Source organism: Methylobacterium marchantiae, assembly GCF_042679825.1.
Classification (GTDB): Bacteria; Pseudomonadota; Alphaproteobacteria; order Rhizobiales; family Beijerinckiaceae; genus Methylobacterium; species Methylobacterium marchantiae.
In genome coordinates this window covers 137,937-160,318 of sequence record NZ_JBHTND010000003.1, presented here as the reverse complement: position 1 = coordinate 160,318, position 22,382 = coordinate 137,937, and the positions used below count along the sequence as shown (strand labels likewise).

At 65.0% G+C, this 22,382-nt stretch carries 25 protein-coding genes; 18 read left to right on the top strand and 7 right to left on the bottom strand.

Going from position 1 to position 22,382, the window contains the following annotated elements; all coding sequences use genetic code 11:
- Positions 1 to 122: 122 nt before the first annotated feature.
- From ACFQ4G_RS03595 to ACFQ4G_RS03570, 6 genes are all read right to left on the bottom strand, one after another.
- Positions 123 to 1,241, bottom strand: a complete 1,119-nt coding sequence (locus tag ACFQ4G_RS03595; RefSeq protein ID WP_238203433.1) for an ATP-dependent DNA helicase — start codon at positions 1,239 to 1,241, stop codon at positions 123 to 125.
- A complete protein-coding gene (hemF, locus tag ACFQ4G_RS03590) occupies positions 1,238 to 2,158 on the bottom strand; it encodes an oxygen-dependent coproporphyrinogen oxidase (RefSeq protein WP_238203701.1) in 921 nt (306 codons plus the stop codon). The genes ACFQ4G_RS03595 and hemF overlap by 4 nt, the downstream gene beginning before the upstream one ends.
- Before the next feature lie 52 nt (positions 2,159 to 2,210).
- Positions 2,211 to 2,483, bottom strand: a complete 273-nt coding sequence (locus ACFQ4G_RS03585) for a YiaA/YiaB family inner membrane protein (protein WP_238203435.1) — start codon at positions 2,481 to 2,483, stop codon at positions 2,211 to 2,213.
- A gap of 104 nt (positions 2,484 to 2,587) precedes the next feature.
- Positions 2,588 to 3,268, bottom strand: coding sequence for a PspA/IM30 family protein (locus ACFQ4G_RS03580; RefSeq protein ID WP_238203436.1), 681 nt, complete (start codon positions 3,266 to 3,268; stop codon positions 2,588 to 2,590).
- 127 nt (positions 3,269 to 3,395) lie between these two features.
- Positions 3,396 to 3,689, bottom strand: a complete 294-nt coding sequence (locus ACFQ4G_RS03575) for a hypothetical protein (RefSeq protein ID WP_238203438.1) — start codon at positions 3,687 to 3,689, stop codon at positions 3,396 to 3,398.
- Positions 3,690 to 3,814: 125 nt separating this feature from the next.
- Positions 3,815 to 4,264, bottom strand: coding sequence for a tRNA (cytidine(34)-2'-O)-methyltransferase (locus ACFQ4G_RS03570; protein WP_238203703.1), 450 nt, complete (start codon positions 4,262 to 4,264; stop codon positions 3,815 to 3,817).
- A gap of 98 nt (positions 4,265 to 4,362) precedes the next feature.
- On the opposite strand from ACFQ4G_RS03570, the gene ACFQ4G_RS03565 reads away from it, so the two are divergent.
- The 10 genes from ACFQ4G_RS03565 to hisA all read left to right on the top strand — a co-directional run bounded on the left by ACFQ4G_RS03565 (position 4,363) and on the right by hisA (position 14,427).
- Positions 4,363 to 6,231 carry an ABC transporter ATP-binding protein gene (locus tag ACFQ4G_RS03565; RefSeq protein WP_238203440.1) on the top strand — a complete coding sequence of 623 codons (1,869 nt, stop codon included), beginning with the start codon at positions 4,363 to 4,365 and terminating at the stop codon, positions 6,229 to 6,231.
- Entirely contained in the window at positions 6,228 to 7,643 is a 1,416-nt protein-coding gene (locus ACFQ4G_RS03560; protein ID WP_238203442.1) for an MATE family efflux transporter, read from the top strand. The genes ACFQ4G_RS03565 and ACFQ4G_RS03560 overlap by 4 nt, the downstream gene beginning before the upstream one ends.
- A gap of 240 nt (positions 7,644 to 7,883) precedes the next feature.
- A complete protein-coding gene (gene petA / locus ACFQ4G_RS03555) occupies positions 7,884 to 8,444 on the top strand; it encodes a ubiquinol-cytochrome c reductase iron-sulfur subunit (protein ID WP_238203449.1) in 561 nt (186 codons plus the stop codon).
- 95 nt (positions 8,445 to 8,539) lie between these two features.
- Entirely contained in the window at positions 8,540 to 9,823 is a 1,284-nt protein-coding gene (locus ACFQ4G_RS03550) for a cytochrome b (RefSeq protein WP_238203451.1), read from the top strand.
- 19 nt (positions 9,824 to 9,842) lie between these two features.
- The gene (locus ACFQ4G_RS03545) at positions 9,843 to 10,742 is read left to right on the top strand and encodes a cytochrome c1 (protein ID WP_238203452.1); all 900 of its coding nucleotides are present in this window, start codon (positions 9,843 to 9,845) and stop codon (positions 10,740 to 10,742) included.
- Between the two features lie 109 nt (positions 10,743 to 10,851).
- The gene (locus tag ACFQ4G_RS03540) at positions 10,852 to 11,727 is read left to right on the top strand and encodes an S-methyl-5'-thioadenosine phosphorylase (RefSeq protein WP_238203454.1); all 876 of its coding nucleotides are present in this window, start codon (positions 10,852 to 10,854) and stop codon (positions 11,725 to 11,727) included.
- A 141-nt stretch (positions 11,728 to 11,868) separates the two neighbouring features.
- Positions 11,869 to 12,456 carry an imidazoleglycerol-phosphate dehydratase HisB gene (gene hisB / locus ACFQ4G_RS03535; protein WP_238203705.1) on the top strand — a complete coding sequence of 196 codons (588 nt, stop codon included), beginning with the start codon at positions 11,869 to 11,871 and terminating at the stop codon, positions 12,454 to 12,456.
- Between the two features lie 41 nt (positions 12,457 to 12,497).
- Positions 12,498 to 12,986 carry a DUF2628 domain-containing protein gene (locus ACFQ4G_RS03530; protein ID WP_238203455.1) on the top strand — a complete coding sequence of 163 codons (489 nt, stop codon included), beginning with the start codon at positions 12,498 to 12,500 and terminating at the stop codon, positions 12,984 to 12,986.
- Positions 12,983 to 13,645, top strand: a complete 663-nt coding sequence (hisH, locus tag ACFQ4G_RS03525) for an imidazole glycerol phosphate synthase subunit HisH (RefSeq protein ID WP_238203457.1) — start codon at positions 12,983 to 12,985, stop codon at positions 13,643 to 13,645. Before ACFQ4G_RS03530 ends, hisH begins: the two co-directional genes overlap by 4 nt.
- Before the next feature lie 44 nt (positions 13,646 to 13,689).
- Positions 13,690 to 14,427, top strand: coding sequence for a 1-(5-phosphoribosyl)-5-[(5-phosphoribosylamino)methylideneamino]imidazole-4-carboxamide isomerase (gene hisA / locus ACFQ4G_RS03520; RefSeq protein WP_238203707.1), 738 nt, complete (start codon positions 13,690 to 13,692; stop codon positions 14,425 to 14,427).
- 91 nt (positions 14,428 to 14,518) lie between these two features.
- Here the strand turns inward: hisA and ACFQ4G_RS03515 are convergent, their stop codons facing one another.
- The gene (locus ACFQ4G_RS03515; protein WP_238203459.1) at positions 14,519 to 15,016 is read right to left on the bottom strand and encodes an outer membrane protein assembly factor BamE; all 498 of its coding nucleotides are present in this window, start codon (positions 15,014 to 15,016) and stop codon (positions 14,519 to 14,521) included.
- 173 nt (positions 15,017 to 15,189) lie between these two features.
- On the opposite strand from ACFQ4G_RS03515, the gene ACFQ4G_RS03510 reads away from it, so the two are divergent.
- The 8 genes from ACFQ4G_RS03510 to ACFQ4G_RS03475 all read left to right on the top strand — a co-directional run bounded on the left by ACFQ4G_RS03510 (position 15,190) and on the right by ACFQ4G_RS03475 (position 22,365).
- Positions 15,190 to 15,756: a ubiquinol-cytochrome C chaperone family protein gene (locus ACFQ4G_RS03510; protein ID WP_238203461.1), complete on the top strand. Its 567-nt coding sequence runs from the start codon at positions 15,190 to 15,192 to the stop codon at positions 15,754 to 15,756.
- Positions 15,746 to 16,258 carry a YceD family protein gene (locus tag ACFQ4G_RS03505; protein WP_238203462.1) on the top strand — a complete coding sequence of 171 codons (513 nt, stop codon included), beginning with the start codon at positions 15,746 to 15,748 and terminating at the stop codon, positions 16,256 to 16,258. The genes ACFQ4G_RS03510 and ACFQ4G_RS03505 overlap by 11 nt, the downstream gene beginning before the upstream one ends.
- 238 nt (positions 16,259 to 16,496) lie before the next feature.
- The gene (gene plsX / locus ACFQ4G_RS03500; protein ID WP_238203464.1) at positions 16,497 to 17,531 is read left to right on the top strand and encodes a phosphate acyltransferase PlsX; all 1,035 of its coding nucleotides are present in this window, start codon (positions 16,497 to 16,499) and stop codon (positions 17,529 to 17,531) included.
- A 27-nt stretch (positions 17,532 to 17,558) separates the two neighbouring features.
- Positions 17,559 to 18,536 carry a beta-ketoacyl-ACP synthase III gene (locus tag ACFQ4G_RS03495; protein ID WP_238203465.1) on the top strand — a complete coding sequence of 326 codons (978 nt, stop codon included), beginning with the start codon at positions 17,559 to 17,561 and terminating at the stop codon, positions 18,534 to 18,536.
- Positions 18,537 to 18,668: 132 nt separating this feature from the next.
- Positions 18,669 to 18,989 (top strand): integration host factor subunit alpha, encoded by a 321-nt coding sequence (locus ACFQ4G_RS03490; RefSeq protein ID WP_238203467.1) that lies wholly within the window; start codon positions 18,669 to 18,671, stop codon positions 18,987 to 18,989.
- Positions 18,990 to 19,069: 80 nt separating this feature from the next.
- The gene (locus ACFQ4G_RS03485) at positions 19,070 to 19,582 is read left to right on the top strand and encodes a MerR family transcriptional regulator (protein ID WP_238203709.1); all 513 of its coding nucleotides are present in this window, start codon (positions 19,070 to 19,072) and stop codon (positions 19,580 to 19,582) included.
- A 197-nt stretch (positions 19,583 to 19,779) separates the two neighbouring features.
- On the top strand, positions 19,780 to 20,229 hold the full coding sequence (locus ACFQ4G_RS03480) for a 4-aminobutyrate aminotransferase (protein ID WP_238203490.1): 450 nt from the start codon (positions 19,780 to 19,782) through the stop codon (positions 20,227 to 20,229).
- Between the two features lie 183 nt (positions 20,230 to 20,412).
- The gene (locus ACFQ4G_RS03475) at positions 20,413 to 22,365 is read left to right on the top strand and encodes a PrkA family serine protein kinase (RefSeq protein ID WP_238203492.1); all 1,953 of its coding nucleotides are present in this window, start codon (positions 20,413 to 20,415) and stop codon (positions 22,363 to 22,365) included.
- The last annotated feature ends 17 nt before the right edge of the window (positions 22,366 to 22,382 follow it).

Here is a 22,382-nt window from a genome sequence, read left to right as displayed (position 1 = left end):
GTGTCGGTTCGCCCTCGGCGGTGTCGTGGATCGAGCCGCAGCAGCGTGCGCTCGAAGCCATATCCGGTCCCCGCTTCGCTCGTGATCCATCTTGCGGAGCGCGGCGAGGAGGGTAAGTCCCGCTACATCACCACCGTGATCGCGCGGGCTGCACGGGTGAGACCCGTATAGAGCCAGCGCGCCCGATGCTCGCGAAACGCGAAGGATTCGTCGAAGAGGACGACGTTGTCCCATTGCGAGCCTTGCGCCTTGTGGACGGTCAGCGCGTAGCCGTAAGTGAATTCGTCGGTCTCGCGCTTCAGGAAGGCCGGGATCTCCTCTTCCGAGCCCGACATCACCGCACGCAGGACCTTGATGTCCGTGGGTCGCCGGCGCAGGGCCGGATCGTCCTCCGGAACCACGTCGAGGCGGATCGTATCGGCGCGGGGTGCGGCGCGGAGGGCGTGGACCGTCCAGGTCGAGCCGTTGAGCAGTCCCTTGGTGCGGTCGTTGCGCAGGCAGACCAGCTTCTCGCCCACCGCCGGCATCGGGTCCGTGTGCCCGGCGAGTTCCCGGAGGCGATTGTTGTAGAGCCGCCGCGTCTTGTTCATTCCGACCAGGACCTGGTCGCATTCGAGCACGCTGGACGGATCGAGGGAGCGGCGCGAGACCACGCGGCTCTTGCCATACTCGCCGATACTGAGACGGCCGCCCTCGCGCACGGTCATCGCCATGCGCACGATCGGATCGTCGGCAGCCTGGCGGTGGACCTCGGTGAGCATCACGTCAGGCTCGGCCTCGGTGAAAAAGCCGCCGCCCCGAACCGGCGGCAGCTGGGCGGGGTCGCCGAGGACGAGGACCGGCTTGTCGAATGAGAGAAGGTCGTTGCCGAGATCCGAATCGACCATCGAGCACTCGTCGATGATGACCAGTTCGGCCTTCGCCACCGGTCCGGCTCGGTTGAGGGTGAAGGCGGGTCCTCCCTCCTCGGTCTCCTTGGTGCGGTAGATCAGGCTGTGGATCGTCGCGGCGTCATGGCAGCCCTTCGACCTCATCACGGAGGCCGCCTTTCCGGTGAAGGCGCCGAAGACCACGTTGCCCTCGACATCGTCGGCGATGCGGCGCGCGAGAGTGGTCTTGCCCGTGCCGGCGTAGCCGAACAGGCGGAACACTTGAGGCCCGCCTGCCTTGCGCCACTCGGCAATGGCTTTCAGAGCCGCGTCCTGTTGCGGCGCGAACCGGGTCGGAAGGTCATCGCTCACGGCCAGCGCACGGTGGGCGGCAGCGAGGACAGGATCGAGGCGACATTGCCGCCGGTCTTCAGGCCGAAGATGGTGCCGCGGTCGTAGAGCAGGTTGAACTCCACATAGCGCCCGCGCCGGACCTGTTGCTCCAGCCGGTCGGCCTCGGTCCACGGCGTCGAGAGATTCGCGCGCACGATGGCCGGATAGGCGTCGAGGAAGGCGAGGCCGACATCCCTGGTGAAGGCGAGATCGGCCTTCGGATCGCCGGTCCAGTGATAATCGTAGAAGATGCCGCCGATGCCGCGCGGCTCGTTGCGATGCTTGAGGAAGAAGTATTCCTCGCACCATGCCTTGTAGCGATCGTAATCCGCAGCCGGCGCATGGGCGTCGCAGGCCGCCTTCATGGCCGCGTGGAAGCGGAGCGTATCGGGATCATCTTGCGTCCGGCGCCGGTCGAGGACGGGGGTGAGGTCGGCCCCGCCGCCGAACCACGTCTTCGTCGTCGAGACGAAACGCGTGTTCATGTGCACCGTCGGCACGTTCGGGTTCCAGGGATGGACGATGAGAGAGATGCCGGTGGCGTAGAAGCGCGGGTCTTCCGCTGCTCCCGGCATCTGGGCCCGGAATTCCGGCGCGAACTCACCGAAGACCTGGGAGACGTGAACGCCCGCCTTCTCGAAGACCCGGCCGTGCAGCATCGCCATGGTGCCGCCGCCACCGGGCGTGCCGGAATGGTCGGTGCGCTGCCAGGGCGTCTTCACGAACCGCCCGGCCTCGGCCGGGGCATCGGGATGGAACGGCCCTTCGGTCTCCGCCTCAATCGCTTCGAGTTCCGCCACGATCCTGTCTCGCAGGGTCGCGAACCATGTCGTCACCTCGTCCTTGAGGGCGGCGAGTTCGGCGGCAGGCGGCGGCGGCGGAGTCGTGTCGGACATCGTCATGGGAGGGATGTCCCATCCCTCCCCGCCATCGTCAATCGAGACCGCTTCAATCTTTGCCCACCGACATCAGAAGACGCTCGGTCTTCGCGTCCTCGATCCGGTTGACCATACGGCGGCCTTCGTGAACGTCGCGGATGGTCTTGGTGGCGGTGATGCAGGACTGGACCAGCATGATCGTGCCCATGGCGAGGTAGCCCTTGATCCAGATGTCCATGGGCATGAACAGGATGCCGAGGCCCACCATCGCCGCCGATCCGATGAAGGATGCGTAGGTGAAAGTGACCCAGGCGCCGGAATGCTGCGTGGTCTCGTTGGTCATGGTCGTCGTCCTTTGAACGAGTAATGAGATCGAGAGAGAGAGCGAAGGAATTTTCTTCCCCATCCCGAAAGCCGTCATGCGGCTACGGGATGGGGTCGAAGGCTTCAGGCGGCGGCGGTTTCGGACTTGCGACGCAGGCGGTCGAGCACCGCGCCACCGCTCGGGCGCGTGCTCGGACCGAAGCCCTCGCGCTCCAGACGTTCGGCGATCGAGAGGCCGGGCTCGATCTCGGCCAGAGCCGCCTCGGTATCGGCAGCCTCGGCCTGAAGCGCCCGAAGACGGGTCAAGGTCGCCTCCGCCTCCTTCAACGTCGCCCGCTCGCTCGGGCCGGCATGGACGCCGAGTCGTCTTGCCGCCTCGGCCGCCGCGGCGATGCGGCGGCCGCGCTCCAGTTCGTTCTGACGGCGTGTCGCGTCGGCGACGACGGAGCGGATACGGACGACCTCACGGGCAAAGCGCAGGCGCGCCTCGCGGATCGCATCGCGCTCGGCTTCGAGTTCGGCGATGGCGTCAGCAGCCTCGACGGCGAGATCTTCGCGTCCGGCTGCCAGAGCCGCTAGAGCGCGCTCTTCGAGGTCGGCCGCGCGAGTCTCGACGGCGGCGAGGCGCCGCTCCTCGGCCTTATCGCCGGCGATCGCGGCCGCGAGCGCCAGGCGGCTGCGCTCCAGCGAGGTCCGCGTCTCCCTGATCTGCTGATCGAGGATGAGCAGGGCGTTTCGATCGATCAACTCTTCCTCGGCCTTGGCAGCGGCCCCGCGGGCGAGGAGTCGAAACAAGTTGAGCATCATTGGCCTCCGGTGTTTGAACGCTGTCCACACCGAAGGCATCGCTTGAATTTACACAGCGTTCAAGTGTTGAATTACACATCGTTCAAAATTTGTTCTGCGACAGGCGATGTCGCGTCGGAAAGCCCTACCGAGTGGTCCCGCCGTGGCCGCTGAACATCATCTCCGAATCGTCGGCGAAGGGCGTCAGCGCCTTGACCCGATCGAGCGACATCAGAACCATCATCTTCCCGTTCGCCAGCTTGACGACGTTGAACGATTTGCCCGTCTGGGTGTCGGTGGCGGTGGCGACATTGGCCGGCACCGTCTCGAAAGCCGACAGGGTATATTGATCGGACCACGGCATGGGCGTCGCGGTCTGGGCGGCGGCGCCTCCAACGGCGGCGAAAAAAGCGATGGCTGCGAGGGCTGACTTGATCATGGCGATGGCTCCTTGAGGTGAGACGAGGATGCGCGTCGGATCGAGACCACATCCGCAGCAGGTTTCGCCTCGCCAAACACGTCTGTTACGCTCCAGCCGCCGCGAGGGTGCCGAATGGCACGGAATCACCTCGTCTGACGGAGGGCCTCACCGAGGATCATCGCGGCCGCCACGGCGATGTTCAGCGAGCGCATTCCCTCGCGGATGGGAATGACGATCCTGGCATCCGCTGCCTCGTGCACGGATGCGGGAACTCCGGCCGATTCGCGCCCGAGCAGGATGCAATCGCCAGGGGCGAAGGCGAAGGTGGTGTAGGGCAGGGCGCCAGCGGTGGTGGCGAGGACGAGCCTCGTCCCGGTTTCGGCACGCCATTGAGAGAATGCGGCCCAGGAACGATGCCTCGTGATCGCCACATGGTCCAGGTAGTCGAGCCCCGATCGGCGCAGGTGCCGGTCCGACACATCGAACCCGGCCGGCTCGATGATATCGACGGCGACATCGAGGCAGGCCGCCATCCGCAGGATCGTCCCCGTATTCTGGGGAATATCGGGCTGGTAGAGGGCGAGGCGGAGAATCGGACGGGGCAGCTGCATTGCGTCTGCGGCATCGCCTCGCGGTTGGCAGCCCGTCAAGGCCGACTACCTGAAGCTGACCTCCAACACCGGACCAGACCATGTTTCTCGATTGGCTCGAGCGCCGCATCGATCCGTTCGCGCCCTTCGAAGACGGGCGTATGCCGCCCAAATCCGTCACGGGCTTTGCCGCCTTCTACCTGAAGCCGATGCGCGGTGCGCTCGCACTGCTCTTCGTCGTGGCGGTGGCTGCCGGCACGGTGGAGGCTTCGCTCTACCTGCTGATGGGCTGGTTCATCGATCTCCTGAACAAGGCCGATCGGGCAACGGTTCTGCAGGATCACGGATTCGAGATTGGCCTCGCGGCGGGACTGCTCCTCGTGGTGCGCCCGTTCACGATCTGGCTGCACGAGGTGATGTCGAATCAGCTCCTTGTCCCGCAGGCGACCAATCAGGTCCGCTGGCGCACTCACCTCTACACGCTCGGCCATTCCCTCTCGTATTTCCAGGCGGATTTCGCCGGGCGGCTCGCCAATCGCGTCGTGCAGGTCGGCCCGGCAGTGCGCGAACTCGCCGTCGTCTTCATCGATACGCTGCTCTACGTGGCGATCTATGCGGTCACGGCCGTGGGCTTGTTCGGCTCGATCTCACTTTGGCTCGCACTACCGGTGGTCATGTGGGTAGCGGCCTATGCTGCGCTCACTTGGTGGTTCGTTCCCCGTGCCAGGTTCCGCTCCCTCGTTACCGCCGACACGCGCTCCTTCCTCATCGGTCGCATCGTCGATAGCTACACCAACATTCTCACCGTCAAGCTTTTCGCTCGCGACCGCGAGGAGCGCGCCGCCGTGCGCGACGCCATCGATGTCCACACCACGGCGCATCTGCACCAGTTCCGCCTCGTGACCACGACGACGACGCTGCTCGGCGTACTCAACAGCGGGCTCATCGTCGCGACCGCCGCTGCCTGCGTCATCCTGTGGCAGCGCGGCGCCATGACCACCGGCGAGGCGGCGGCGGGCCTCGCGCTCGTCCTGCGCTTGATGGCGATGTCCGGCTGGGTGATGCAGACGGTGCGCGGCATCTTCGAGAATGTCGGCGTGATCCAAGAGAGCATGCAGACCATCTCGCGGCCGCACGGCATCGTCGACCGGCCCGACGCTCGGACCCTGGCGGTCGGTGGCGGCGATATCCGCTTCGATCGGGTCGGCTTCCGCTACGGCGAAGGCACCCCCGCCGTGATCGAGGATTTCAGCCTTCACATCCGTCCCGGAGAAAAGGTCGGCCTCGTCGGCGTCAGCGGCGCAGGCAAGACGACGCTCACTGCGCTGCTCCTCCGGCTGCACGACATCCAGAGCGGCCGGATTCTCATCGACGGACAGGACATCGCCGGCGTTACGCAGGAATCGCTGCGCGGAGCCATCGCCATGGTCACGCAGGACACTTCGCTTCTGCATCGCTCGATCCGCGACAACATCGCCTATGGCAGGCCGGACGCCACCCTGGCCCAGATCGAAGATGCCGCCCGCTTGGCGGAGGCGGACACGTTCATCGCGGGCCTCGTCGATCACAAGGGCCGCACCGGCTACGACGCCCAGGTCGGGGAGCGCGGTGTGAAACTTTCCGGCGGCCAGCGCCAGCGCATCGCCATCGCCCGCGTCATCCTGAAGAACGCGCCGATCCTGATCCTCGACGAGGCGACATCGGCCCTCGACAGTCAGGTCGAGGCGGCGATCCAGGACAGCCTCGACACGCTCATGCAGGGCAAGTCCGTGCTGGCCATCGCTCATCGGCTCTCCACCATCGCGGCCCTCGACAGGCTCATCGTCATCGACGCCGGCCGGATCGTGGAGGAGGGGACCCATGCGGAGCTGATCCGCACGGGAGGTCTCTACGCGCGCCTGTGGGAGCGCCAGTCGGGCGGCTTCCTCGGCGATGCCGTGCCCGCACACTACGAGGACGCCGCGGAATGATCGTCCTGGACGCGACCGCCGGGCCGAGAGAGACGCGGCGGCCCTCGTCGCGTGGCCCCTGGACGACCGAGTTACGAGCGACGCTGGTTCTCGCGGCGCCCCTGATCGTGACGAACCTCGCTCAGCACGGCCTCGTCACCGCCGACGTGGTCCTGCTCGGACGGCTCGGTGCTGAGCCGCTCGCGGCCGGCGCGCTCGCGACGAGCCTCTACTTCATCCTGTTCATCTGTGGGATCGGCCTCGCCTCGGTCGTCTCGCCTCTGATCGCAGGTGCCGTCGGTCGTGGCGATTCCGCCGATCACGATGTGCGCCGAATCGTCGGGGCCGGGCTCTGGGCCGTCACCATCGCGATCGTCCCCGTCATGCTGGCCCTCTGGCACACCGAGCACATGCTTCTGGCCATGGGTCAGCAACCGAAGCTCGCTGAGGATGCCGGGCTCTACATGCGGGCCCTGCAATGGTCGATGTGGCCTGCACTCGCCTTCATGGCGTTGCGCGCCAGCCTTTCCGCCCTGGAGCGGCCCGGCTGGCCCCTCGCTATCAGTCTCGCGGCTCTACCGGTGAATGTCGGGCTGGCGATCTGGCTCGCCTTCGAGGGACCGGGACTGCTTGGTCTCGGCTTGGTCGGTGTCGGACTCGCTACGACGTTCGCCGCGTTCCTGTCCCTCGCCGCCCTCGTCGGCGTGATGATGATGGCGCCGGGCCTTCGCCAGCGGCGGCTCTTCCTCGGAGTCTGGCGACCCAATGCCGGGCGGCTCGCGACCACCTTCCGCCTCGGCCTGCCCATGGCCGCGACGGGTCTGGCCGAGGCGAGCCTGTTCGAGGCCGCAGTTCTCGGCATGGGCCTGTTCGGCACCGCTCCCCTGGCGGCCCATGCCGTGACGATCCAGATCGCCGCGATCTGCTTCATGGTCCCCAACGGGATCGGGCAGGCCGCCACGGTGAGGGTGGGGCGCGCCTTCGGCGCCGAGGATCGCATTTCCATGTGCCGAGCGGGCGCCATCGCGATTCTGCTCGGCTTCGGCTTCATGAGCGCCTGCGCCCTCGTCCAGGTGACGCTGCCGCGGCCGCTGATCGGCCTGTTCCTCGATCTCGACGCGCCGGGGAATGCCGCAGTGATCCCGTACGCCATCAGCTTCATCGGCTTCGCCGCGCTCTTCGCCATGGCCGACGGTGTCCAATCGGTGGCGCTCGGCGCGCTGCGGGGCATGCAGGACACACGCGTGCCGATGGGGATCGCCCTCTTCGGATATTGGGTGATCGGCATCCCTGCGGGCATCCTAGCTGCATGGGGGCTCGGCTTCGGCGGCGTGGGGATCTGGATGGGCTTCTGTGCCGGATTGGCGGTGGTCGCCATCCTGCTGGTGAGGCGCTGGCTTTCGCTCAGCGGGCGCGTCGCGCTATGCCCGTGACGAATCCCGTGACCCGTCACGGGCCTACTCTGGACAGGTTCGCATCTGGCGTGCCAGAGAACCCTGCCTCCGAAGGCTCGCTCGGGTGACGCCCGGTCGCATTGCACGTCACTGTGCAATCGTGTCTGCGTCTGCGCTGCGTGCTTCTTTCGAGCGCCTCTAATTGTCGGCGAACGGAAGCGGCGCGTCCTCGATCTGCGGGCGGCCCGACCCGGCGCCATCCTGACCGGAGTGTCCATCTTGGCGAACACCCCTCCCACATCAGGTCCCGACGGTTCCCGCCGCGACTTCCTGTTCCTGGCGACCGGTTCTGGCCTCGCCGTGGGTGCGGGCGCGCTGGCATGGCCCTTCGTGGCATCGATGGCGCCCGACGCCGAGGTGATCGCGGCAGGCGCCCCCCTCGAGGTCGACCTGACGCCGATCCAAGAAGGCCAGATCGTCAACGTGTTCTGGCGCGGCAAGCTGATCTTCATCCGGAGCCGTTCCGAGACGGAGGTCAAGGAGGCCGAGGCCGTGAAGCTCAGCGAGCTCATGGATCCCCAGGCCGATTCCGCGCGCGTCAAGGAAGGCCACGCCAAGTGGCTCGTGGTCTACGGCAACTGCACCCATCTCGGCTGCGTCCCGATCGGTCACCAGGGTCAGTACGAAGGCTGGTCCTGCCCGTGCCACGGTTCGCTCTACGATACGTCCGGTCGCGTACGTCGCGGACCGGCTCCGACGAACCTTCCGATCCCGCCCTACGCCTTTCTTACGGACACGAAGATCCGGATCGGCGAGGAGGGCGGCAAGGCCGTCGCCTGACGTGAGGACGTCGCCCGAGGGCGGCGAGGGAGGACGTCCGGCGCGCCACGACACGCGACGGATGCAGCGAAACAGACTTTGAAGCGGGTAGCCTCATGAGCGGTCACGCCACCTACGTCCCCAAGAGTCGGATCGCCAAGTGGTTCGAATCGCGGCTGCCCATCGTCGGGCTGGTCCATTCGTCCTTCATCGCCTTTCCGGTCCCGCGAAACCTGAACTATTTCTGGACCTTCGGCGCCATCCTCATGGCGATGCTGGTGTCGCAGATCGTCACCGGCATCTGGCTGGCGATGCATTACGACCCCTCGGCGGGCAACGCGTTCAATTCCGTCGAGCACATCATGCGCGACGTGAATTACGGCTGGCTGCTACGCTACATGCACGCCAACGGCGCCTCGATGTTCTTCGTCGCCGTCTACATCCACATTTTCCGCGCGCTGTATTACGGCTCGTACAAGGCCCCGCGCGAGGTGCTCTACATCCTCGGCGTCATCATCTACCTCCTGATGATGGCCACGGCCTTCCTCGGCTACACCCTTCCCTGGGGCCAGATGAGCTTCTGGGGCGCGACCGTCATCACCAACATCCTCGCTGCGATCCCCATCGTGGGCGATACGATCCAGAGCCTGCTCTGGGGCGGCTATTCCGTCGGCAATCCGACGATCAACCGCTTCTTCTCACTTCACTATCTGTTGCCGTTCATGATCCTCGGCGTCGTCGTGCTGCACGTCTGGGCGCTGCACGTGACCGGGCAGAACAACCCGACCGGCATCCCGATCAAGACCGGCAAGGACGCGGTGCCGTTCACGCCCTACGCGACGATCAAGGACGTCTTCGCCTCGGTCGTGTTCTTCGTCTTCTTCGCCTACTGGATCTTCTACCAGCCGAACTACCTCGGTCACGCCGACAACTACATCCCCGCCAATGCCTCGGTGACACCGGCCCACATTGTACCGGAATGGTACTTCCTGCCATTCTACGCGATCCTTCGCGCAGTCCCCGACAAGCTCGGCGGCGTCATCCTGATGTTCAGCGCCGTGATCATTCTCGCCTTCGCACCGTGGCTCGACACGTCGCGAGTCCGCTCGGCGAATTATCGGCCGATCTACCGCCAGTTCTTCTGGCTGTTCGTGGTCGTCTGCGTGGTGCTGGGCTGGCTCGGCGCCAAGCCGCCGGAGGGTGGCTACGTCCTCGCGTCGCGGATTTGCACGGCGTACTACTTCGCCCACTTCCTCATCGTGATGCCATTGGTGGGTCTGTTCGAAACGCCGAAGGCCCTGCCGGGATCGATCCTGGAAAGCGTGACCGGACCTCATCCGCAATATGGTGGTTCGGGCATGCCAGCCGGTGCGGTCGCCGCGCCATCGTCGAAGGGTTGAGGTGCGGATCGTGAACACCATGAACACCTCACGCATCCTCGCCGCCACGATGCTCGCGGCGATCATCGGCACGAGCCCGGTCCTCGCCGAGGATGGGCATTCGACGCCCAATCCGCCCCGCGAAAAATGGAGCTTTGCCGGGATCTTCGGCAAGTTCGACGAGGCTCAACTCCAGCGCGGCTTCCAAGTCTATCGTGAGGTCTGCTCGAACTGCCACAGCATGAACTTGGTGAAGTTCCGCAACCTCGCAGAGAAGGGTGGCCCGGGCTTTTCGGCTCCTCAGGTCAAAGCGCTGGCCGCCGAGTACAAGGTCAAGGACGGCCCCAACGATTCCGGGGACATGTTCGAGCGGCCCGGCCGCCCGGCCGACGCCTTCCCGGCTCCCTTCCCGAATGAGAAGGCCGCTGCGGCGGCCAATGGCGGCAAGGCTCCGCCGGACTTTTCGGTTCTGGCCAAGGCCCGCACCTATGAGCGCGGCTTCCCGAACTTCATCTTCGATGCGATGCCCTTCATCGGCTATTCGGAGCAGGGCGTGGACTATATCCACGCGCTCCTGAACGGCTACGAGGACGCCCCGAAGGGAATGGATGTCCCGGCCGGCACCAACTACAACAAGTACTATCCCGGCCATCTCATCGCGATGGCCAAGCCCCTGAGCGATGGTCAGGTGAGCTATGCCAAGGGTGCCGACGGCAATCCCGTCGTTCCCGAGACTGTCGAGCAGTATTCCCACGACGTGGCGGCGTTCATGTCCTGGGCCGCCGAGCCACATATGGAGGCGCGCAAGGCGCTGGGCTTCCGGGTGATCCTGTTCCTCCTCATCCTGTCGGGCCTGCTCTACTACGTGAAGAAGAAGGTCTGGGCGGATGTGGGCGGCGAGGCACACGGCATGCAGCCCGAGCTTCACAAGACCAGCTGAGCCCCTTAAAGGCGCTTGTTAACGAACGGGCTCGCTGTGCGGGCCCGTTTTCGTTTTCAAACCAGCGGGCCGTCAGGCGCGGCCGCGAGAATGCGACAGGAGATTCGGCATGACCGCAGCAGTGCTCGGCGTGATGGGCGGATCCGGTGTCTACGACCTACCGGGCCTGGAAGACATTCGCGAGGAAGCGATCGAGTCTCCCTGGGGAGAGCCATCGGATTCCCTGCGGATCGGCCGGATCGGCGAGACCAAGGTGGTGTTTCTGGCGCGCCACGGCCGCGGTCACCGGCTGTCCCCGTCCGGCATCAACTACCGCGCCAATATCGACGCCATGAAGCGGGCCGGCGTCACCGATCTCGTGTCGATCTCGGCCTGCGGCTCGTTCAGGAGCGAGCTGCATCCCGGCCTGTTCGTCCTCGTCGACCAGTTCGTGGACCGCACCCATGGCCGTCAAACCTCCTTCTTCGGCAATGGCTGCGTCGCACATGTGCCGTTCGCTCATCCTGTCGGTCCGGCCCTCCAGGCCCGCATCGCCGCGGCCGCCGCAGCCGAAGGCCTGCCGATCCATCGCGGCGGCACCTATGTCTGCATGGAAGGCCCGCAATTCTCGTCCTTCGCCGAATCGCGCACGTACAAGGGCCTCGGCTACGACGTGATCGGCATGACCAACATGCCCGAGGCCAAGCTCGCCCGCGAGGCTGAGATCACCTTCGCCACCATCGCCATGGTCACCGATTTCGATTGCTGGCATCCCGGACACGACGATGTCGACGTCGCCTCTGTGGTCGCCGTCGCTCGCGCGAATGCCGACAAGGCCGCACGCCTCGTGTCGCGGATCGCCCGCGATTTCCCGACCGAGCGCGAGGAATGCCCCGCCGGTTCCCACCGCGCCCTCGACGGCGCGATCATGACGGCCCCGTCGCATCGCGATCCCGAACTGCTCGCGAAGCTCGATGCCGTGGCCGGTCGCGTCCTCGGAGGCTGAGCCGGGCAAGCATTCGGCCACGGGGCCTTTCCAGAGGAAGGCGTTTTCCTCTAGAGCATCGGTCTCGATTACCCATCCGGATCGATGCTCCCGTCTTCCGGATCTCGACATGTCATTCGAACCATGAGCGAACCATCAGCGATGCGCGCCGCGAGCATCAGCCGCCGCACGGCGGAGACCGACGTCAACGTCTCCATCGGCCTCGATGGGACCGGCAAGGCGACGATCTCCACCGGGGTCGGCTTCTTCGATCACATGCTGGAGCTGTTCGCCCGGCACGGGCTGTTCGATGTGGAGGCGAAGGTCACCGGCGACCTCCACGTGGATCACCACCACACCGTGGAGGATACCGGCATCGCCCTCGGCCAAGCCTTCGCTCAAGCGCTCGGCGACAAGCGGGGGATCACCCGCTACGCCGATATCCATTTGCCCATGGACGAAGCGCTGACGCGGGTCTCCATCGACATTTCCGGCCGGCCGTTCCTCGTCTTCCGGACCACGTTCAAGGCGGAGAAGATCGGGCAGTTCGACACGGAACTCGTGCGGGAATGGTTCCAGGCTTTCGCGATGAACGCCGGAATTACGTTGCACGTCGAGACTTTGTACGGCGACAACGCTCATCATATCGCGGAAAGCTGCTTCAAGGGTTTGGCCCGCGCCTTGCGGAACGCCATCGCCGTCGATCCGCGCGAGGACGGACGCGTCCCCTCGACGAAGGGGTCGCTTTAGGCTCCATAGGGGCTTTCGGGGCGGGAAGAGGCGGAAGACGCATGCGGACCTACACGTTTCATCTTGCATCCGACGCAATCGCGGGGGAATCGCACGGCCTCGACAAGGCGATCCTGGTCGCGGACGGATTCTCGCTACATGCTTTCGTCTTCGGCCCGGTGTGGTTCTTCTTCCATCGACTCTGGCTCGCCGGACTCGGCGTGTTGGTCGTTCTGGTGGCCGCAGCCTTCACCGGTCGGTTGCTCGGCCTGACCACCTTCGCGGGCCTGACACTCACCCTATTGCTTCTCTTCCTGGTGGGATTGGAGGCGTCGAGCCTGCGCCGCTGGACCTATGCGAGACGCGGCCAGCCCGCGCGAGACGCCGTGGTCGCTCATTCCACCGAAGATGCCGAGATGAAGGCGGTGAATCGCTGGCTTGCGACGCCGGCCGCGATCCGGCCGGGTCCGAACCCGTATCCCGCAGTCACAGGGCGTCCGATCGAGACGGCTATCGGGCTGTTTCCCTTGGCAGAGCCCCGCCGTTCATGATGTCCGAGACCGTCGCGATCATCGATTACGGGTCGGGCAACCTTCACTCGGCGGCCAAGGCCTTCGAGCGGGCCGGACGGGAAGCCGGCCTGGACACGACCCGTATCGTCGTGACCAGCGATCCGGAGGTGGTGTCGACGGCCGACCGCGTGGTGCTTCCAGGGGTCGGGGCTTATGCCGATTGCCGCAAGGGGCTCGATTCCGTCGCCGGCATGGTCGAGGCGATGACGTATTCGGCGCATGGGCGAGGTCGGCCGTTTCTCGGCATCTGCGTCGGCATGCAGCTTCTCGCCAGCCGCGGACTCGAATACGAGACCACACCGGGTCTGGGCTGGATCGCCGGTGATGTCGGTCCGATCCGTCCATCGGATCCGGATTTGAAGATCCCACATATGGGCTGGAACACTCTTCGGCCCGAATGTGAGCACGCTCTCCTCGACGGCATTCCCACGGGTCTCGACGGATTGCATGCCTATTTCGTGCACAGCTTCGCCCTCGACCCGATGAACCGGGAGGATGTCGTCGCCGAGAGCGAGTATGGCGGGCCCGTCACCGCCATCGTGGCCAGGGACAACGTCGCCGGCACGCAATTCCATCCCGAGAAGAGCCAGCATCTCGGCTTGGCCCTGATCGCGAATTTCCTGCGTTGGCGTCCCTAGGGACGACCGATCCGCTCATCGACACTCAGAAGGCGACATCCACCGTGATCCTGTTTCCGGCGATCGATCTGAAGGAAGGGCGTTGCGTTCGCCTCGTCCAGGGCGACATGGCGCAGGCCATCGTCTTCAGCGACGATCCGGCCGCTCAGGCGGGCGTGTTCGAGGAGCAGGGGTTCTCCTGGCTCCACGTGGTCGATCTCGACGGCGCCTTCGCCGGCGCCCCGATGAACGCTTCCGCCGTCGATGCCATCCTCGCCCGCACCAATCTCCCAGTTCAGCTCGGCGGTGGCATCCGTGAGATGCGGACCGTGGAGGCCTGGATCGAGAAGGGCGTGAGCCGGGTCATCATCGGTACCGCCGCCGTGCGCGATCCGGCCTTCGTGCGCGAGGCGGCACGCCTCTATCCGGGCAAGATCGCCGTCGGCATCGATGCCAAGGATGGCCGGGTGGCGGTCGAAGGTTGGGCGAAGACGTCGAGCATGACGGCCGAGGAACTCGGGCGGCGGTTCGAGGATGCCGGCGTTGCGGCCATCATCTACACCGACATCGCCCGCGATGGCATTCTCAAGGGGCTCAATATCGAGATGACGCTCGGCCTCGCCCATGCCGTGACGATCCCGGTGATCGCCTCCGGTGGCCTCGCCTCGATCGACGACGTCCATCGCCTGCTGGAACCCGATTGCAAGATGCTGGCGGGCGCGATCACCGGTCGCGCGCTCTATGACGGGCGCATCGATCCGCGCGAGGCACTCGCCGCCATCGCCCGCAAGGCTGCGGCTTAGAAAACTCGGTCGAGATATGCAGGCGGTATGAAAAAAGCCGCGGCGCCCTTTCGAGGGCGCCGCGGCTTTTTTTCGATCCCTGGAGGCGGAGTTACAGGCCATTCCTGGCACCGGGCACGATGCTCGTGCCCGAGCCGCTGCCGAACGGCTCATACTTGGTCAAGCCACGGAAGAGCTGGCCCAGGAAAGCGCGGTCGGCGCCGCTGGTGGGGGTCGTGCGCTCGATGAAGTCGAACACCTTGCCGTCCTGCAACCCGTAGAGCGCCACGCGCTCGACCTTGAAGCCGGCATTGAAATAGATGGTGGTGACCTTCTGGTCTTCTACGCGCTCGCCGAGGAAAAGCACCGTGCGGCGCGAATTCTGCGTGATGTAGTACCAGGTCTTGTTGCCCACCGTGGAGACGGTGGAGGGCGTGCCGAGGATCTGCAGCACCTGTTCGGCGCTCATGCCCGGTTTCACAGTGGCAAGGGCGGCCTGATCGACCTGATATCCGTGGCGGAGATCTTCACCGATACAGCCGGAGATTCCCACACCGACGAGGCCGATGACGGCGAGACGGCTGATCGACGAGACGAAACGGCGCGACATCAGCCACCCTTGATCCGTTGAGACAACACGACGCTTGAACTTGATAGCCCGGAACAGATCCCCACCTTGACGTGTCGGTGGAGCTTGCGCCTTGGCCGCCGGTTGCCGTACCGCGAGGTTATGGTTTTGACAAGGCAAGCTCGGCCACACCCCTCACGCACTCGGTGGACGGCATGATCGCCAGATTCTTTCGGCGAAGCTCCGCACGAGCCAGCATCGTCGAGGCGTTGCATCTGCGGATCAACGAGGCTTCGCGGGCGCCGGGCCTCTATACGCATCTCGGGGTTCCCGACACGGTCGAGGGCCGTTTCGAATGCCTGTCCCTTCATGTGATCCTGGTCCTGCGCCGGATGAACCAACTTCCTCCGCCGGCCGGTGATATCGCCCAGGATCTGGTCAATGCGGTGTTCCTACAGCTCGATTCGTCGCTTCGCGAACTCGGCGTCGGCGATTTCGGCGTGCCCAAGCGCATGAAGAAGCTCGGGGCCGCCTTCTATGGCCGCGCCGCGGGCTATGACGCGGCCCTGGATGCCAGCGACGAGGATGGTCTCAAGGCGTCTCTCGCCCGCAACGTCATCGGGACCGAGATGCCGGAAGCGGGTATCGGCCTCGCGCGCTACGTCCTTGCGAGCGCGGTGTCGCTTGGTGCATGCGACCTCGACCGGATCGTATCGCAGGGGCCGGACTTTCCGTCCCCGCTGACCTTCATCCCATCGGGAGATATTCGACATGACGCCTAAGTCGACGGCCGGGCCGCTGTCGCGGCCATTCCGGGTCGACCGCCTGCCGAGGGACAGGGCCGGCATCGTCATCGACGCGACGCCCGAGGAAGAGGCGGCACTCGCAGCCGATTTCGGCATCCCTGCCATCCGCGACCTCGTCGGCCGATTGCACTGGAGCGGCACGCCCGCCCGCCTCGTCATCACGGGCACGGTGACGGCGACCGTCACGCAGGTCTGCACGGTCAGTCTCGAGCCGTTCGAGGCGGAGGTATCCGAGCCCGTCGAGATCGTCTTCAGCGATCACCAGCCGGAGCAGAAGCAGGATGTCGTCGACGAGGAGACGGATGCCCCAGATCCCATCGTCAACGGCACGATCGATCTGGGACAAGTCACAGCCGAATTTCTGGCGCTCGGCCTCGACCCCTATCCGCGCAAGCCAGGGATCGCCTTCGAGCCGGTCGTCGAAGACAAGGATTCGCCTCTGTCCATCCTCCGCAGCTTGAAGCGCGACGAGGCATGACGCCTGGATCACCCCCCTGATTTTGCGGGAGCGAAGCTCGAGATTTCGACGCCGAATCCGAAAAAGCTGAGATTTCGTTTGCCCGTCGGGCCCGAAACGCTATTTTCCGCCGCGCCGAGGACGGGTCCGTCGATGCGGGGCCCCTTCTCTCTTCCATCCCTTCCAAGCGAAGGGCATCCCGTCTGCCCTTCGCTCGGAAGGGTCTGTCCGTCCTGAAAGAGGCCTTCGGCCGAACCACATGCCTCAAAGAGTGTGCATCTCGCTCGACGCCATGGGCGGCGATCACGGTCCGACGACCGTGGTGCCCGGCGCCGCCATAGCGCGTGAGCGCCATCCCGAGATGACGTTCCTCATGTTCGGGGACGAGGCCATCCTCGGACCTCTCGTGGCGGCCGAGCCTCGCCTGACTGGCGCTGTCGAGATCCGGCACACCACGGTGTCCATCTCCATGGACGAGAAGCCGAGCCAGGCCGTTCGTTCCGGTCGCGGTAAATCCTCGATGTGGCGGGCGATCCAGGCTGTGAAGGACGGTGAGGCCGATGCGGCCGTCTCGGCCGGCAATACCGGCGCGCTCATGGCGATGTCGAAAATCTGTCTGAAAACGCTTGCCGGCATCGAGCGTCCGGCGATCGCCTGTCTCTGGCCGACCGTACGCGGGGAAAGCGTCGTCCTCGATGTGGGAGCGACCATCGGCACCGACGCCGAGCATCTCGTTGAGATGGCCCTGATGGGTGCCGCCATGGCCCGGATCGTCTTCGATCTCGACAAGCCGACGGTGGGCCTGCTCAATGTCGGCACCGAGGAGATGAAGGGCAACGAGGCGGTGAAGGAAGCCGCCCGCCGCCTGCGCGAGACGGAATTGCCGAACCTCGCCTATCACGGGTTCGTCGAGGGCAACGACCTTGGCAAGGGAACCGTCGACGTGGTGGTCACCGAAGGCTTCACCGGCAACATTGCCCTGAAGACCGCGGAGGGGACGGCCAAGCAGATCGGCAGCTATCTGCGCTCCGCCATGAGCCGAACCCTGTCGGCGAAGATCGGCTATTTCTTCGCCCGCCAGGCTTTCAAGGCACTGCGCGACAAGATGAACCCCAGCCGGGCCAATGGCGGCGTCTTTCTCGGTCTTGAGGGGATCGTCATCAAGAGCCACGGCTCGGAAGACGCCCATGGTTTTGCGGCCGCGGTCGACCTTGCGCATGACATGGCGCGGCACGACCTGATGCGGACCATTCGCGACATGCTCGAACTCACGCCCATGGCCGCCTCCGCATGAGGTGGTCGATGCGGGATCGGATCTGACATGGCGGTGATACGCTCCGTAGTGGTCGGCACGGGCTCGGCCCTTCCGGCCCGCCTCGTGACCAATGACGAGTTGGCGAAGACTGTCGACACGTCCGACGAGTGGATCGTGCAGCGCACGGGCATCCGTCAGCGGCATCTCGCGGATGCCAGCGAGACCACCTCGACCCTGGGGATCAAGGCGGCGGCGGCTGCCCTGGAGGATGCCGGGCTCGGCCCCGACGACATCGATCTCGTCATCTGCGCCACGTCAACTCCGGACCACACCTTCCCGTCGGTCGCCACGCAGATCCAGGCGGGACTGGGAATCCGAGCGGGCTTCGCCTTCGACATCCAGGCGGTCTGCGCCGGCTTCGTCTACGGCGTCGCCACCGCCGACAAGTTCCTGACGACCGGAAGCGTTCGGCGCGCCCTCGTCGTCGGCGCCGAGACGTTCTCGCGCATCCTCGACTGGAAGGACCGCACGACCTGCGTCCTGTTCGGCGACGGCGCCGGGGCGATCGTGCTGGAAGCCCAGGCAGGAGAGGGGACGAGCGAAGATCGCGGTGTCCTCACCAGTCATCTCCGTTCGGATGGGAAACACCGCGACAAGCTCTACGTCGATGGCGGGCCGGGCTCGACCGGGACGACCGGCCACCTGCGCATGGAAGGCAAGGACGTGTTTCGCTTCGCGGTAGGCTCGGTCACGGACGTCATTGCCGACGCGTTCGCAGCGACGGGGACGAGCGCGGACGACCTGACGTGGTTCGTGCCGCACCAGGCGAACCGTCGTATCATCGAGGCCTCCGCCGACAAGCTCGGCATCGATCGGAGCAAGGTCGTTCTCACCGTCGATCGGCACGGCAACACCTCCGCCGCATCCATCCCGCTCGCCCTGGACACGGCCCGCAAGGACGGACGCATCAAGCGCCGGGACCTCGTCATGATCGAGGCCATCGGCGGTGGCTTCACCTGGGGTGCGGCGTTGATCCGTTGGTGAGGCTCGAGACGCCGCCATCGGCGTATTGTCCAGGTTCGACCGCCGAGCCTGGTTGACCACGGAGCGAACGCAGATTAGCGTGTCCAATCATACAGATACGCTAGAAAATACGAATCGCTCGGGGATTGACGCATGGCAGGGAAGACGGTCACACGCGCCGATCTGAGCGAGGCCGTCTACCAACAGGTCGGCCTGTCGCGGACCGAGTCGGCGGCTCTCGTCGAGACCGTATTGTCGGAAATCTGCACCTGCCTCGCCTCGGGTGAAACGGTGAAGCTCTCGTCGTTCGGTTCCTTCGTGGTTCGGGGCAAAGGCCGACGCGTCGGTCGCAACCCCAAGACCGGTGTCGAGGTGGCGATCGAGCCGCGCCAGGTCATGGTATTCAAGCCGTCCAACGTGCTGAAGGCTCGGATCAACGGCGTGAACGGCGTCGTCGAACAAGACGACGATTGAGGCGATCCATGTCGCTGGCAGCCAAGGTTCCGGTAGACAAGATTTCGGCCGACAAGGCCTCCGGCGGGAACAGTCCCTTCATGCGCGGCGTCCCAAGTCTGATGGATAGCCGCGACGCCGGCGAGAAGCGACCCGGCGCCTTCCGCACGATCAGCGAAGTAGCAGAGGAAATCGACGTGCCGCAGCACGTCCTTCGATTCTGGGAAACGAAGTTCGGCCAGATCAGGCCGGTGAAGCGAGCGGGCGGCCGACGCTATTACCGCCCGGAAGACGTCGATCTGATCAAGGGCGTCCGGCGCCTGCTCCACGACCAGGGCTACACGATCAGGGGTGCGCAGCGGGTCCTGAAGGAGAAAGGAATCCGCTTCGTCCAGTCGGTGGGACGCGGCGAGGCCGAGCTGGCCGCCCCCACCTTGCGAGACCTGGAAGCGGCAGAATCCGAGACCGACGACGAGGCGGTGTCCGATGCCGCCAGCGACGAGTTTCAGGATCCGGATCGACTGGCCTTAAGAGCTGTCCTGGATGATCTCTATGCGTGCCGCGACGCCCTGAGAGAAATGCGCAATCCGCCGGATATCGCTGCGGAATCCTGACGCGTGGCGGAATGACGACGTGATAGGGCGAAGGCTTTAATTCTGTTCAGGCGCGTTGAGTCCCGCGACGGTGTGGTTTCCAAGGAAACCCGCTGCCGCCCTCGACGGCAGGCTCTGCTCTTCCCACATGCAGCAGGCCGCGGCGGCCGCCAGCAAGTCAGCCCATAAGGTCGCCAGGCATCACCGGAGACCGCCCGATGTACGCCGCCAAATCGAACGCAATTCTCGCAGCCGGCCTGTTTCTCGGTCTCGCCGGCGTCCCGGCCATGGCTCAGGACACCGCGACCCGCACCGAAACCGCCGCGCCCGGAAAGAGCGTCCGCATTCTCATCGCCTCGAACCTGAAGGACGATTGCAAGCCGGGCGCCATGCCCGAGATCCGCATCAGCACGTCACCCAAAAACGGCTCGCTCATCACGAAGACGGGTAGCGTCACCACTCCTTCGAGCCACAAGTGCCCGAACAAGAAGACCGCTGCGACGGGCGTATTCTACCAGAGCAAGGACGGCTTCACCGGCACCGACGAGGTCGTGGTCGAGGTGAAGAAGGCCGATGGAAAGACCACTACCCAGACGATCAACATCACCGTGGGCGGCTCGGCGACGAAGGGGGGCGACGACACGAAGAAGGGCTCGACCGACCTGTGAACCGCATCTGAGATCGCTCCGACGCGACAGGCCCGGCGGTCCAGTTCCGATCCGCCGGGCAGCGTACTGTGGCATGCTTCCCACGCTCAATTGTTGTCGCGACCGCACTGCGACAAAACTGGGCCTGTCAGTTGCATCCAAGGCGAGACAGGATGAAGCTACGTCAGTCGTGAAGGGATCGGGATGCCAATGCCATCGACGAACGACCTGTTTCAGAGCTTTGCCCGTGGTTACGAGGCTCGCCGCGACACGGAGATGAGCCTCTCCGAATTCCTCGAGGCCTGCCGCGACGAACCCTTGATGTACGCCACCGCGGCCGAGCGCATCCTGGACGCGATCGGCAAGCCTGAATTCGTCGACACCGCCAGGGACGCTCGCCTCGGCCGGGTCTTCATGAACCGGACGATCCGGGTCTACCCCGCCTTCTCGGAATTCTACGGCATGGAGGAGACGATCGAGCGGATCGTCTCGTTCTTCCGCCACGCGGCGCAGGGGTTGGAAGAGCGCAAGCAGATCCTCTACCTACTCGGCCCGGTCGGCGGCGGAAAGTCCTCTCTGGCCGAGCGCCTCAAGGCTCTGATGGAGGTCCATCCCATCTACGTCCTGAAGGCCGGCAACGAGGTCTCGCCGGTATTCGAGAGTCCTCTCGGCCTGTTCGACCCGGAGGTGATGGGCGAGGAGATCCAGGAACGCTACGGCATCCCGCGTCGCCGCCTCACCGGCCTGATGAGCCCCTGGGCCCTGAAGCGGCTCGACGAGTTCAACGGCGACATCTCCCAGTTCAAGGTCATCAAGGTCCGGCCGTCGCGCCTGCGCCAGATCGGAATCGCCAAGACCGAGCCGGGCGACGAAAACAATCAGGACATCTCCTCCCTCGTCGGCAAGGTCGACATCCGCCGGCTCGAAACGCTGTCGCAGGCCGACCCGGATGCATACTCCTATTCGGGTGGCCTCAACCGGGCGAACCAGGGCGTTCTCGAATTCGTCGAGATGTTCAAGGCGCCGATCAAGATGCTGCACCCCCTGCTTACCGCGACGCAGGAGGGCAATTACGTCGGTACCGAGAATATCGGCGCGATCCCGTTCACCGGCATCATTCTCGCCCACTCCAACGAATCCGAGTGGCAGACATTCAAGACCAACAAGAACAACGAAGCCTTCATCGACCGGATCTACGTCATCAAGGTGCCGTACTGCCTTCGGGTGACGGAGGAGCAGCGGATTTACGAGAAGCTGGTCTCCGGTTCGGAACTGGCGGAAGCCGCCTGCGCCCCCGGCACGCTGGAGATGCTGGCACGGTTCTCCGTCCTGTCGCGCCTGCGCGAACACGCCAATTCCAACGCCTTCTCGAAGATGCGGGTCTATGATGGCGAGTCTCTGCGCGAGGTCGATCCTCGTGCCCGCTCGATGCAGGAGTACAAGGACTCCGCCGGCGTCGACGAAGGCATGGACGGCATATCGACCCGCTTCGCCTTCAAGGTGATGGCGGCGACATTCAATCACGACACCACGGAAGTCTCTGCCGATCCAGTGCACCTCATGTACGTACTGGAACAGGCCCTGCGCCGCGAACAGCTGCCGCCGGAGACGGAGAAGCGCTACATCGAGTTCATCAAGACCGAACTCGCGCCGCGCTACGCTGAATTCATCGGCCACGAGATCCAGAAAGCCTATCTCGAATCCTACCATGATTACGGACAGAACCTGTTCGATCGTTACATCGACTATGCCGATGCGTGGATCGAAGATCAGGACTTCAAGGATTCCGAGACCGGTCAGCTCCTCAACCGCGAACTTCTGAACCAGGAGCTCACCAAGATCGAGAAGCCGGCCGGGATCGCCAACCCGAAGGATTTCCGCAACGAGGTGGTGAAGTTCGCCCTCCGCTCACGGGCCCAGCACGGCGGCCGCAACCCGTCTTGGACGTCCTACGAGAAGCTGCGCGAGGTGATCGAGCGGCGCATGTTCAGCCAGGTGGAGGAACTGCTGCCCGTCATCTCCTTTGGTTCCAAGAAGGACGGCGAGACCGAGAAGAAGCACGGTGAGTTCGTCGACCGTATGGTGGCGCGAGGCTACACCGAGCGGCAGGTTCGCCGTCTTGTGGAATGGTACATGAGGGTGAAGCAGGCAGGCTAGGACGGCCAGCATGTCCT

What these genes read in the sequence shown, in the direction of transcription:
- hemF (WP_238203701.1), bottom strand. Translation starts at nt 2,158, where the DNA reads ATGTCCGACACGACTCCGCCGCCGCCGCCTGCCGCCGAACTCGCCGCC.
- ACFQ4G_RS03585 (WP_238203435.1), bottom strand. Translation starts at nt 2,483, where the DNA reads ATGACCAACGAGACCACGCAGCATTCCGGCGCCTGGGTCACTTTCACC.
- ACFQ4G_RS03580 (WP_238203436.1), bottom strand. Translation starts at nt 3,268, where the DNA reads ATGCTCAACTTGTTTCGACTCCTCGCCCGCGGGGCCGCTGCCAAGGCC.
- ACFQ4G_RS03575 (WP_238203438.1), bottom strand. Translation starts at nt 3,689, where the DNA reads ATGATCAAGTCAGCCCTCGCAGCCATCGCTTTTTTCGCCGCCGTTGGA.
- ACFQ4G_RS03565 (WP_238203440.1), top strand. Translation starts at nt 4,363, where the DNA reads ATGTTTCTCGATTGGCTCGAGCGCCGCATCGATCCGTTCGCGCCCTTC.
- ACFQ4G_RS03560 (WP_238203442.1), top strand. Translation starts at nt 6,228, where the DNA reads ATGATCGTCCTGGACGCGACCGCCGGGCCGAGAGAGACGCGGCGGCCC.
- ACFQ4G_RS03550 (WP_238203451.1), top strand. Translation starts at nt 8,540, where the DNA reads ATGAGCGGTCACGCCACCTACGTCCCCAAGAGTCGGATCGCCAAGTGG.
- ACFQ4G_RS03545 (WP_238203452.1), top strand. Translation starts at nt 9,843, where the DNA reads ATGAACACCTCACGCATCCTCGCCGCCACGATGCTCGCGGCGATCATC.
- ACFQ4G_RS03540 (WP_238203454.1), top strand. Translation starts at nt 10,852, where the DNA reads ATGACCGCAGCAGTGCTCGGCGTGATGGGCGGATCCGGTGTCTACGAC.
- hisB (WP_238203705.1), top strand. Translation starts at nt 11,869, where the DNA reads ATGCGCGCCGCGAGCATCAGCCGCCGCACGGCGGAGACCGACGTCAAC.
- ACFQ4G_RS03530 (WP_238203455.1), top strand. Translation starts at nt 12,498, where the DNA reads ATGCGGACCTACACGTTTCATCTTGCATCCGACGCAATCGCGGGGGAA.
- hisH (WP_238203457.1), top strand. Translation starts at nt 12,983, where the DNA reads ATGATGTCCGAGACCGTCGCGATCATCGATTACGGGTCGGGCAACCTT.
- ACFQ4G_RS03515 (WP_238203459.1), bottom strand. Translation starts at nt 15,016, where the DNA reads ATGTCGCGCCGTTTCGTCTCGTCGATCAGCCGTCTCGCCGTCATCGGC.
- ACFQ4G_RS03510 (WP_238203461.1), top strand. Translation starts at nt 15,190, where the DNA reads ATGATCGCCAGATTCTTTCGGCGAAGCTCCGCACGAGCCAGCATCGTC.
- ACFQ4G_RS03505 (WP_238203462.1), top strand. Translation starts at nt 15,746, where the DNA reads ATGACGCCTAAGTCGACGGCCGGGCCGCTGTCGCGGCCATTCCGGGTC.
- plsX (WP_238203464.1), top strand. Translation starts at nt 16,497, where the DNA reads ATGCCTCAAAGAGTGTGCATCTCGCTCGACGCCATGGGCGGCGATCAC.
- ACFQ4G_RS03495 (WP_238203465.1), top strand. Translation starts at nt 17,559, where the DNA reads ATGGCGGTGATACGCTCCGTAGTGGTCGGCACGGGCTCGGCCCTTCCG.
- ACFQ4G_RS03490 (WP_238203467.1), top strand. Translation starts at nt 18,669, where the DNA reads ATGGCAGGGAAGACGGTCACACGCGCCGATCTGAGCGAGGCCGTCTAC.
- ACFQ4G_RS03485 (WP_238203709.1), top strand. Translation starts at nt 19,070, where the DNA reads ATGCGCGGCGTCCCAAGTCTGATGGATAGCCGCGACGCCGGCGAGAAG.
- ACFQ4G_RS03480 (WP_238203490.1), top strand. Translation starts at nt 19,780, where the DNA reads ATGTACGCCGCCAAATCGAACGCAATTCTCGCAGCCGGCCTGTTTCTC.
- ACFQ4G_RS03475 (WP_238203492.1), top strand. Translation starts at nt 20,413, where the DNA reads ATGCCAATGCCATCGACGAACGACCTGTTTCAGAGCTTTGCCCGTGGT.